5 protein-coding genes are annotated in these 10984 nt (G+C 70.4%); all 5 read right to left on the bottom strand.

The features are described 5' to 3' along the window. Positions 1 to 748, bottom strand: a 748-nt coding sequence (locus QOZ86_RS13500; RefSeq protein WP_431521219.1) for an IS1634 family transposase, incomplete at its 3' end; no start/stop codon positions are given. A 245-nt stretch (positions 749 to 993) separates the two neighbouring features. After that, the gene (locus QOZ86_RS13495; protein ID WP_284492491.1) at positions 994 to 1593 is read right to left on the bottom strand and encodes a hypothetical protein; all 600 of its coding nucleotides are present in this window, start codon (positions 1591 to 1593) and stop codon (positions 994 to 996) included. 174 nt (positions 1594 to 1767) lie between these two features. Beyond that, on the bottom strand, positions 1768 to 1917 hold the full coding sequence (locus QOZ86_RS13490; RefSeq protein WP_284492490.1) for a hypothetical protein: 150 nt from the start codon (positions 1915 to 1917) through the stop codon (positions 1768 to 1770). A gap of 221 nt (positions 1918 to 2138) precedes the next feature. Continuing rightward, the gene (locus QOZ86_RS13485) at positions 2139 to 2957 is read right to left on the bottom strand and encodes a hypothetical protein (RefSeq protein ID WP_284492489.1); all 819 of its coding nucleotides are present in this window, start codon (positions 2955 to 2957) and stop codon (positions 2139 to 2141) included. Beyond that, on the bottom strand, positions 2957 to 10870 hold the full coding sequence (locus tag QOZ86_RS13480) for a DNRLRE domain-containing protein (RefSeq protein WP_284492488.1): 7914 nt from the start codon (positions 10868 to 10870) through the stop codon (positions 2957 to 2959). The genes QOZ86_RS13485 and QOZ86_RS13480 overlap by 1 nt, the downstream gene beginning before the upstream one ends. Positions 10871 to 10984: the final 114 nt, after the last annotated feature.

The following is a 10984-nucleotide window of genomic DNA, read 5'->3' as shown; positions in this document are numbered from 1 at the left end:
AGCAGCCGATCTCCAGCGGGAAGCCCTGGCGGTCGACGAGCAACCCGACCACGACTTGCGGGTCGACTCGCCGTTCCTTGGAGTAGCCGACTTTCCGCAGGTCGTCCTCGTGTTCGGCCTCGAAGTAGAGCGTCGTCACGTCGTAGAGGCACAAGGTCAGATCCCCGACCGTGCTGGCGTGCGCGAAGCACGCCGCTGCGACCCGGTCCCGGTAGTCGCCCTTCACCGCTTTCCGCAGGGTGCGGTTCATCGTCGGGTAGCTGGCCGGCCGGCGCCCCAGGTCGGTGAGCACCCGCCCCGCGTCCAGCAGTGATGTCGGTTCCACGATCCGGGCGATGACCAAGTCGCAGAACACCTCATCGGTGGCCGCGGTGAATCCCAGCGCGGTGGCCACACCCAGCAGGGCGTCGTACAGCAGCCGCGACCCGGTCGCCAGCACCCGGCCTCCGCGGTCCCGCGCAGCCGCCGACCGGCGAGCTGGTGGCGCCGGCATCGCCGGCAGCACGCCCTGTCCGCCCGGGGCCGCGGCCAGCGGCAGCACCCGCGGCGTGGGCTCGACCCCCAGATCCAGCACGCCTTGGGCCGGGTCGCCCAGCAGCTCCCGGGCCCGCTCCATCAGCACCCCGAGCTCGGCATCGGTGTGCGCCGACCCCACGTGCTTGACGATCTCCTGCCGCCCGGCCCGGTACGCCGCGATCTGCACGGCCGTGGCCCCCGAGGCGGTCCGCACCCGCCGGATGAACGCCACACCCCGACCCTAGGCCGAGCCCGTTAGTGCGTGAAACCACGCCGAGTCCAGAGCGTTCCCGCAGCTCAGCGAGCCGCAGCAGAAATGATCATGCAACCCTGATCAAAGTCAGGCGGCCACCCTGGCCCGCAGCGGACGCCGCCGACCCCTGGCCGAACACCACCCGTGGGCCACCGTCGTCCGCGACGCCGTCGTCCGACGAACACCACCCGTGGGCCACCGTCGTCCGCGACGCCATCGTCCGACTACGCGCCCTGACCGCCGGACCGGTTCGCGCCCTGGACCATCCGCACGGGAGCTTCGCCGACGCGGGCTGCGGTGTTGCCGGCGGCTTCAGCCAGGGCGAAGCCAGCGCGGACAGCGCCGACGGCGCCGACGAATGCGGCGGCGGAGACGATAGTCATCTGCCGGGCTCTGGCGCGGTTGCCGGTGGCGGCGTAGGCGCCGGTGGAGATGGCACCCGTCGGCGCCGGCGTCGGCGACCACCTGGGTCGGCGACCCGATCCTCCATCCCGAGGGGGGCCCGATCGGCGAGGCCCGTCGATCGGGGCGTACCGGTTCCGGGCGACCACCACGTCGACCAGCTGCTCGGGCGCGGTGCCGGCCAGCAGCAGGGCGTCAGTAGTCGTGGTCACCAGGTGGTAGGTGACCCCGTCGGGCTTGTCCTCGTCGTAGGCGTAGGTGGACAGGTCGTGCACCAGTTGGACGTCGGCCGGGTCGTTGCCCACCGCCAGGCGCATTAGCGGGCCGCGGGTGCGCAGCAGGTCGATGCCGTCGCGGGCGCAGGTGTGGTAAGACGACAGCGCCACCGCCCGGGTCGCGGTGTCGGCCTGGGACAGGTTCAACGCGGCCAGATCATCGGCCGCCGACGGCAGCTGCCCCAGCGCCAGCAGCCGGTTGGTCGCGTCCAGCGAGCGGATGACGTTGCCGTGCGCGTCGTACTCGTCGGTGTCGAGATGCCCGGCCGCCGGCGCGTTTCATGCCGATCGCCACCCAGGTAAGGCATCTGTCCTGGCGCTCTACTCCCGAATAGAGTACGACGTCACGCTGACTTCCGCGGCGACCCGCCCTTCATCGCCATCCAGCAAAAGAAAGTCTGACGATTTTTCATCCATAACGAGGATTTCCTCGTAGCCTGCCGCGCTCAAGGCGAGCACGAAGTTTCTCACCTCACCGCCTGACCCGGAGACCACACCGGCCGGAAATACCGAGGATATTTATGGCCGGCCCGAGTACCAGGACCCGATTCTCGACGTGAAGTCTCACACCCCGAGCGTCTGGAGGCGTGAGGTCGGGGCCAAACCACAGATCCCTCACCCAACCAGTCAATTGCGGCTATAGCCGTTGCAACAACGCCAGGCAAGACGGAATTAGCAAACGCAGCGTCGTCTCATCGGTCGTAGATTGTCAGATTGTTCGACCTCCACGCTGGGGGGAGAGCATCGAGCTCGGCTTGATCCACGGCCACGTGTGGCCCCAGTCTCAGATCAACCTGAGTGTTGCCCGCCATAGCGGGCAGATTCTTGACTTTTCCGGCCGTCGTCAAGGTTATTCCTCGAAGCTCGCGCAGTTTGCCGAGAGGAGCCAGGTCCAGCCCGCCAAAGACAGGTTTTCGGTCGGCGACCCGTAACCATTCGAGTCGCGGCGCTTCCAGGCCGGCAAACGATTCCACACCACCGTCAACGACCTTGAGCCAGCGGAGGGAGGGAAGGTCGACCTCGAGATCGACGCCTTCGGGGGGCCCTCCCTCAAGCGTGAGGCTTTGCAGCGCGTGCGCGCCAGCGAAATCGGCGAGCTGCCGCTGGCTGCCGAAGATGTGGACGTTGAGCAGCGAGGGATGTCTCAGCCCGCGTACGGTCTCCCGGTCATCCAGCTCCAGCTTCACCAAGCGCTCAAGCCGAGACAGATCTAGCGGGTTCCTGGCCCTCGTCAGCGCTGCGAGGCGCGACAGATTGGTCAGCTTGGAGATGGCGGAGTCCTCGACCGGCGACTTCTTCGTCACGACCGTGAGATCTCTCAAGCTTTCCTTATACTCGAGAAGTATGTCACACGTCAGGCCCTTTCGTCGGGGAGGGCGCCATGAGATCGCGTTCGCCTCGACCTCCCGGTAGATCCGATCACATGCAGCATCCCAGTCGCCGTTGACCTCGACGCGACGTATCCACTTCTCCGCAAGAGTGCCCGTCTCGATGACTTCGATCCTACTCATCATCGTCTCTCGTTTCGCCTATTCAGGAGTTTGCGGTTCCAGTCGGCCATCTTATTGATCTGCGCCTGTTCCGCCCGTCGAACCGCCCCCCTGCCACCTGACACCGCCGCGAAGCTGATACCGGCTACGTCCCTCCTTTGATAACGGTTTTCGTGGCGCGACAACTTTCCGTTCACATGGAAGTGGGAATTGATCCGTGATCGCGCTCCGCGTACGCCCCAGGATGACCCTACGTACGTGCTGCCGTCCTTCAGATAAATTGTGTACACCCCACTAGTCCGCCGGGGGATATGACGTGCCACCATGCTGCACACGGAGTTGTTGTGGACCAGTGTTCCAAGTTCCGCTGATCCCACAACGAATGTGTGGACGTTGACCACCGCGAGGTTGTGGACTGTCTGGCCGGTCACCCAGCCGTAGTCGACGACGCCTGTAATGACGCGCCGTTCGCCGTTCGCCCCGACCGTGCTGTGTCCCGGCTGCAGGTCCTTGGCGTCGGTCCAGCCGGAGCCCTCGATCCAGATGGGGTGGTTGGCGGTGGCGATCCAGGTGTCATCCTCCGCCGGGAGGGAGGCGGTCTCTCCAGCGGCGGGAGGCCCTCGTGAGGTGGTGACGCCGATGAGGTGCTTGTCCCCGAACCCGACGATCACGTCCAGCACTGGCTGGGCCGAGGTCTCGCCGGTGAGTGGGTCGCGGGCGGTGACGTAGTCGCCGACCTCGATCTCGCTGATGGGCTGGGTGGTGCCGTCGGCCATGAGCACCGGCGTCTCGGGGGTGAAGCTGTTGCACCCACCGCCTCGTGCCTTGACCATCCGTACGGGGGCTTTGCCGACGCGGGCGGCGGTGTTTCCGGCGGCTTTGGCCAGGGCGAAGCCGGCGCGGACCGCGCCGCCGGCGCCGACCAGTGCTGCGGCGGAGACGACGGCCATCTGCCGGGCTTTGGCGCGGTTGCCGGTGGCGGCGTAGGCGCCGGCGGAGATCGCCCCGGCCGCGGCACCCACCGGCCCGGGGATTATCGAGGCGATCTCGGCGACGACGGCGACCTTCTTCAGCAGCCCACCCCACGACCATCTGCCGTCCAGGTCGGTGCAGTTGACCGGGTCGCCCGAGCAGTAGTCATACGCGGTGGCGTTGCCGCCCGGCACGGGGTCGGGTGACCAGAAGCGGCCGGTGCCCGGGTCATACAGCCGCACGCCCATGAGCAGGACCCCGGCGAGGGCGTCGGCCGATCGCTGCGCGCCGCCCAGCCAGCCGTAGCGGCCGTCCTTGCCCGGTGCGGACCCGTCGGTGGCCTGGACCGCGCCGGTGATCAGGTCGGTGGGTCGGCCGAACTCATCGGCCGCCTGATGCCGCAGCTCCGCCCAGGTGGCGGTCGCCTCGCCATCCCGGATCGGCAGGGTGGTCATCACGTCGCCGTGCAGATCGACCAGCTGCAGCACCCGCGCCCCGGTCTTGCCGGTCTGCACCGCCAGCACCCCGTCGAGGCCATCGACGTACCGGGTGATCTCATCCGGCAGCGACGCGTCCTCGGCGATCCACGCCGGCGAGTCGGAGTCGGAGTCGTAGTGGTTGACCTTGGTGACCGCCTCCTGCCAGCCGGCCACCCCGTCGGCGCCGACCGCCCATGCCTCGTTGGTGTAGGAGGAGAATCGGCCGATCGGGTCCAGTGACCAGGTCTGGCGGGCGACGCCGGCGATGGTCTGGGAGGCGATCAGGTCGTTGGCCCAGAACGCGTTGGTGACGGTGGCGCCCGGGGAGCCGCGCACCGGCGCGGTGGTGATCCGCCCCAGCGGGTCATACACCCAGTCGGCGGCGCCGGTGGCGGTGTCGGACACCAGCCGATCAGCGGAGTCGTAGCTGTAGCCGGTGGTCGAAGCCCCCGACGCGGGGTCGGCCGGGTCCACACAGGTGCCCGTCGCCGACACCGAGGTGGCCAGCGACGTGCGCCCCGCCCGGTCGTTGGACACATACCGCCGCCACGTGCAGGACCCGGCCACGCTGTCACGGACATCGGTCAACCGCTTCAGCCGGTCATAGCTGTACTGCTTCGCCGACGCCGCGGTGGTGTGCGTCACCATCTGCCCGGCGGAGTTCGCCAGCATCGACGAGGTCGCCACCTCGACCCCGTCGGCGGTGCGCACATACGTCCGGGAGGTCGGCGTCCGGTTGGCGTCATAACCGATCCGCAACGCCAGCCCACCGGGCAGCACCTGCTCGAGCAGCTCCCCGTCCGGCCCGTAGGAGGCGCTGATCGTCCCGGCCACCGAATCGGTCACCGACGTCACGAACCCACGCGGCTCCTTCGCCCGGTCGTAGACGAACGACGTCGTCGACCCGATGCTGTCGGTGACCTCGGTCGGCTTGCCGAACTGATCGAACACGCTCGCCGTCCATCCACCGGCTCCGTCCTCATACCGGGTCATCCGCCCCAGCCGGTCCAGCGTCTTGCGCACCGCCGACTGCACCGTGCCGGTCGCCGGATCCACCGCCGAGATGACGGTGACGTGCCCGGTCGCCGCGTCATAGGTGTTGACCGTGCGCGCCATCGGGGACACCGACGCCCCCGCACCGTCGGCGGTGACCAGGACCGAGGTCACCCGGTCGGCGGCGTCGTAGGCGGTGGTGGTGGTCCGCGACTGGGTGACCGTGGCCCCGGCCACCGGGCCGGTCGCGGTCTCGGTGACCGTCTCCACCGACCCGTACCGGTTGTAGCCGGTGACGGTCTTCACCGGCAGCTGGTCGGCCATCCGGGCCGGGTCGTGGCCGGTCACCGCGCCGGCGACCCAGGTGGTGCAGGGCAGCCCGGCCCAGGCCGGCTTGCCGCCGCACTCGGCCCGCTCCGGGTGCGCCCCGGCGGTGTAGTACGCCGCCCGGGTCGTGCCGGCGTCGGTGCCGGTCGAGCCGTGCTTGCGCGACTCCACCGCCCGGCCCTGCGCGTCATACCGCACCCGGGCGGTGATGTTGGCGCCGCCGGTGCCGGCGTCGGCGACCACCTCGGTCGGGGAGCCGATCTTCCATCCCGACGTCGGCCCGATCGCCGACGCCCCGTCGATCGGGGCGTATCGGTTCCGGCTGACCATCACGTCCACCAGCTGCTCGGGGCTCGAGCCGGCCAGCAGCAGCGCGTCGGTCTGGGTGGTCACCAAGTGGTAGGCGACGCCGTCGGGCTTGCCCTCGTCGTACACGTACGTGCTCAGGTCGTGCACCAGCTGCACGTTGGCCGGGTCGTTGCCGACTGCCAGGCGCAGCAGCGGCCCGCGGGTGCGCAGCAGGTCGATGCCCTCGGCTCCGAAGGTGGAGTAGCTGGAGAGCGCGACGGCCCGGGTCGCGGTGTCGGCCTGGGTCAGGTTCAGCGCCGCCAGATCATCGACCGCCGAGGGCAGCTGTCCCAGTGCCAGCAACCGGTTGGTGGCGTCCAGCGACCGGATGACGTTGCCGTACTCGTCGTACTCGGCGGTGTCGATGAAGCCGGCCGCCGGCGCGTCCGGCCCCACCGGGCTGGCGGTGTTCACCTCCCGGCCGGAGGCGTCCAGGTAGTGCACCGTCGCCGGCCGGTAGCCGTCCGGTCCCGGTGCGGTCGCGGTCGCGGTGGTCAGCCCCGGCGGGTCCTCCGGCCCGAAGATCGCCGTGGCATCGGTCGGGGCACTGCCCTGGTCCCACGTCGCCAGCGAGTCCGGGTTCAGGTCGTACGGTCCTCCCGCGGCCCGGTTCAAGGGCACGGCGTACACCACGGTGCTGGTCGTGTCCGGACCCGGCTGGTCGATGGTGCCCGGCATCAGCGAGGCGCGGGAGACGTCGTAGAGCCGGCCGGAGGAACGGTCGACCAGGTCTCCGGCCCCGATCTCGGAATTTGCCCCGCCGGTGCCGTAGCGGAACCGCCACGGGAACTCCCCCGGCGGGGCCAGCTCGACGACCCGACCATCGGCGTCATAGCCGTAGGACGTCTTCAGCGCCGGGGAGATCCGCGGGTCCCACACCTCGCGCAGCCGGCCCTGTGCGTCGTAGGCGTAGCGGGCCGTCTCCACCGCGGTGACCGCGGCGCCGTCCTCGGAGGCGTACAGGTTCACCTTCTCCAGCCGCTCGGCGTAGCTGCCGAACGCGTTGGCGGTCGCCGTGGTGGAGGTGGAGTAGACGAGTTCCAGGACTTCGCAGCCCACCGCGGGAGTGGCCGTGGTGCAGGCCGCGCCGTTGGTCGGCCAGCCGTCCACGCCTGGCTCGACCGGAGCGATCATCCGGGTCAGCCGCAGCCGACCGAGGCTGTCCTTGGCGTAGACCAGCCGCGTCTTGCCACTGGCTGCCGGCGGGGAGGTGCGCACCAGCTCGAACTTGGGCGTGGTCTCGCCCAGATGGCGGTTGAACTCGCTGACGGTGCCGTCGAGCTCGGTCACCTTCCAGTTGTCGGCGTCGACCTTGGTGAGGGTCAGCGACTCGGCGCCCGGCTGCGGCCACCACACCGTGTCGCCCGAGGCGCCGGTGAACCACACCTCGCCGCCGCCGGCCAGGTGCAGGGTGGCGACGTCGGGATAGGGCAGGGAAATGTGGCTGTAGGCGGTGCCGGCGATCTCATCGGTGGTGCCCAGGCTCCACTGCGGCCCGAGCGGGGCGAAGATCTCCCGCGCCGACAGGTCGTCGAAGAACACCTCCTTCCCGGCCGTGGTGAAACCGTTGTAGAGCCGCACGAACCCCGCTGAGCCGGCGTCGGCCGGCACGGTGAAGTCGACGCTGAGGTGCTGCCAGCCGTCAGTGATCACCGGGGCGTTGGAGCGGAACTCCGGGTAGCTGCCGTTGGCCGCCTTGTAGAAGCCCACGATCCGCAGTCCCCGCCCGCTGTCGGGCTTCAGTCCGGTGGCGGCCGGCACGTACACCCAGCCGGTGATCCGGTAGGTACCGCCCGGCCGCAGCGACTGGCCGAGGCCCACGGCGGCGAAGGAGTCCTCGGTGCCCCCGCCGGAGACCACCCGCAGCGAGTCCATCCCGCCGTGGCCCCGATTGGTGACCCGGGAGATCGACGCGGCGTTCACCCCGAACCCGTCCGTGGAGGCGATCGTCTGCTGGCCGGGGCTGAGCAGCTCGGCCTGCGGCTCGAAACCGGCTCGCGGCTTGCGCGAGGACGCCGTCCGGCCGAGGGTCAGCCCGAACTCCCCCACGTCGGTGTTCGCCAGGCTGTAGTCACCGGTGAGCAGGTTCACCGAGCCCGGACCCACCGCGTCGGTGGCGGCGTTGGCGGCGTCCGGGGAGACCGTCATCGTCACCCACGGCGTCTGGTAGGCCCCGGTGCCGGCCGCGTCGGTGGCCATCACCGCTGACACCTGCACCGGCCCGGGCACGTGCCCGAGGGTCAGCCCCGCGTCCCAGGTCGCGTACTTCCCGAGATCAGTCAGCGCCGTCCACTCGGTGGTGAACGCCCGCCCGTCGGCCGTGGTCAGCATCGGCAGCCCCACCGACTGCGTCGTGGCGGCGTCCGGACCCCGCCGCCACTGGAACTTCACATGCGTGAAGACGGCCTCCCCGACAGGTACCAGCCGTACCCGCCGGACCACCTCCGAGCCCTCCCGCGGCCAGGTCAACCCCGCCCGGCCCACGTAGAAGGCGTAGCTCACCACCGGTGACCGGCTGCCGGCCTTGTCGATCGAACGGACCTGCAGCACGTGCCGGCCGTTTGTCGGCGGGGTGACCGAGATGGTGGTGTTCCCCGTCGCGGCGTGCCGGGTGGCCGGGGTCTTGTCCAGCCCCCACTCGTAACCGGCCAGGGTTCCGTCGGCCGCGGGCAGGGTCAGCGCGAAGCTGCCCGCCTTCCCGGCGTCACCGTGCCACTGCCCGTCCGCGGGGTAGTCGGTGGAGGAGACCGCCGGGGCCGCCGGCACTACGGTGTCGACGGTGAACGGCAGCCAGGCCGAGGGCCCGGCGTTCCACTCGATGCCGTCGTGGGACTGGACGTGCACCTTGTACCGGCCGCCGTCGGCGAACTTGCCGGCCGGCACCTCGACCGACCCGACCTGGCCGCTGGCCACACCGCCCGCGCCGCCGCGCCACACCTCGGCACCGGTGGCCTGGTCGTACACCAGGAAATGCATGTCGACCCGCGCGCCGGCATCCACGTCGTTGGCGACCGCCGACAGCCGGGGCGTGGCATCGTTGGTCCAGATACCGCCGTTGCTGCCGTTGTCCACCGAGCCCACCACGGCCAGCCCCGTCGCCGGATCCGGTTTGGTGTTCCACCGCACGTACAGCGTCGGGATTCCCCCACCGGCGTTCCCCGAGTTGAACTTCTTCCAGCCGTAGCTGTCGGCCTCGTTGGCCGCCTTCAGCCCCATCCCCACCAACGTGTGGCCGTGCGTGGACCAGGCCTGCACCAGATTCGTCATGTTCGCCGCCACCCAGCCGTCCCCGCAGCTGGAGGAGTAGCCGGTCGTCTGCGACGACGTGCTCTGCCGGTGGAACCAGCCCGGCTGCGCCGTCCAGCGAGCGCTCGTGGTGGCCGGCTCGGTGTTCCACACCTCCCAGTCCCGCGGCGAACACGAGTAGGAATGCCATTCCCACAGATACAGCTGCGCCTCGAGGATGGTCTTGTACCGCAGGTCGGTCAGGTCGTAGTTCAGGAACGACCGGGTCACGTTCGCCCCGCCGTCGTAGGTGCCCAACCGCAACTCGGTGGCGCCCGACTGGTCACTCGAATAGCCGGTCTGCACGAACGTGTCGAAGTAGTCGCCGAAGTTGTACTCCGGGTCGACCACCACCGGGTACTGCGTGCCCTCGTCGAGCAGGAACGCCTCCCCCGGCGTCAACGCCAGCTCCACCACCCCCGGCCCGCTCACCCGGGCAGCGCTCGTCATCGGCAGCGCGGCACTGGCCTTCGCCGCCACCGCCGCCGCAGTTCCCGCCCGCCCCGGCGCCTCCGAACCCGACGCCACCCCGGCCGGCGGAGTCGGAACAGGCAGCTGCACCGCCCCCGGCGCCGACGGGTCGGCCACCGCAGGCTGCTCACCCACCGGCGGCTCCCCCACGGCACCCTCCTCCGGGAGTTGCCACTCCGGATGCGGTGCCAGCGCCATCGCCGACTCTCCCGCCGCCGTCCACGGCGTCGCCACCGGGTGCAGCCGCTCGGCGTCCACCGCGGCGTCCCACACCAGCGGCGTCCCCGACGAGCCCACCACCCGACCCTCGGCATCGGCGAGCTGCACGCCCCCGTCGGCATCCACCGACGCCGTCAGCCCCTCGGCCCGCACCCGCAGCGACAGCTCCGGCGCCGCCCCGGCAGCCGGGCGGCGGGTCAGGACGAAGAACTGCTCGAAACCGGTCCGAGTCGCCTCCACCACCAGATCCACACCGGGCTGCACCTCCGGATAGACCGCACGAGGACCAGCCAGCCGGGGCGCCGGAAGTTCACCGGGCCACTCCAGGGCCAGGAACTGCCCGTCCCCACCGCGAGCCGACAGCAGCACCCCCGTCTCCGGGGCCTCGCCGCCCGCGAGCGTCAGCTCGAACGGATGCGCCTTCGGCCGCACTCCACCGTCCGACCGCAGCTCCAGGGTCAGGTCCACCGCCGCCCAGTCCGCCGACGACGTGCCGTCCCCGTCGCCCTGGCGCACCCAGATCGGGACAGTCGCCAACCCGCTCGCCACCGAACCGTCCGGTAGCGCCCAGGTCGACGACGTCGCGGTCCGCTCGCCGACGACCTCGACCCGCTCCCCCTCCAGCCGGGCGATGGTCGCCGCCGAGGCCAGGTCCGGCGCCTCCAGCCCGCCCGGCCCGCGGACCGGCTGCTCCTGCACCGGAGCCGCCGGGAACGGCACAGCACGCGCCTGGTGGGTGGCCACGAACGTCTCGGCCAGCAGCGCCGCAGCCAACGCGACCCCGAGCACACCCTTGCTCCGCCACCGTGGAACCGCGCTGAAGCCGTGCCGAACGTCCATGGACACCCACCCGCGAGCCGATCCACGAGTCGATGCGACTCAGAACGCGACCGTTCCGGGCGTTCTCCGACAACCTGGCAGGTGCGCTGCGTAGGGGCAAGAGTGCTCTGTGTA

This window comes from Blastococcus capsensis, from assembly GCF_030165005.1.
GTDB lineage: Bacteria > Actinomycetota > Actinomycetes > Mycobacteriales > Geodermatophilaceae > Blastococcus > Blastococcus capsensis.
Note: the sequence above shows the minus strand (reverse complement) of the source record. Positions and strands in the feature narration are given on the sequence as shown.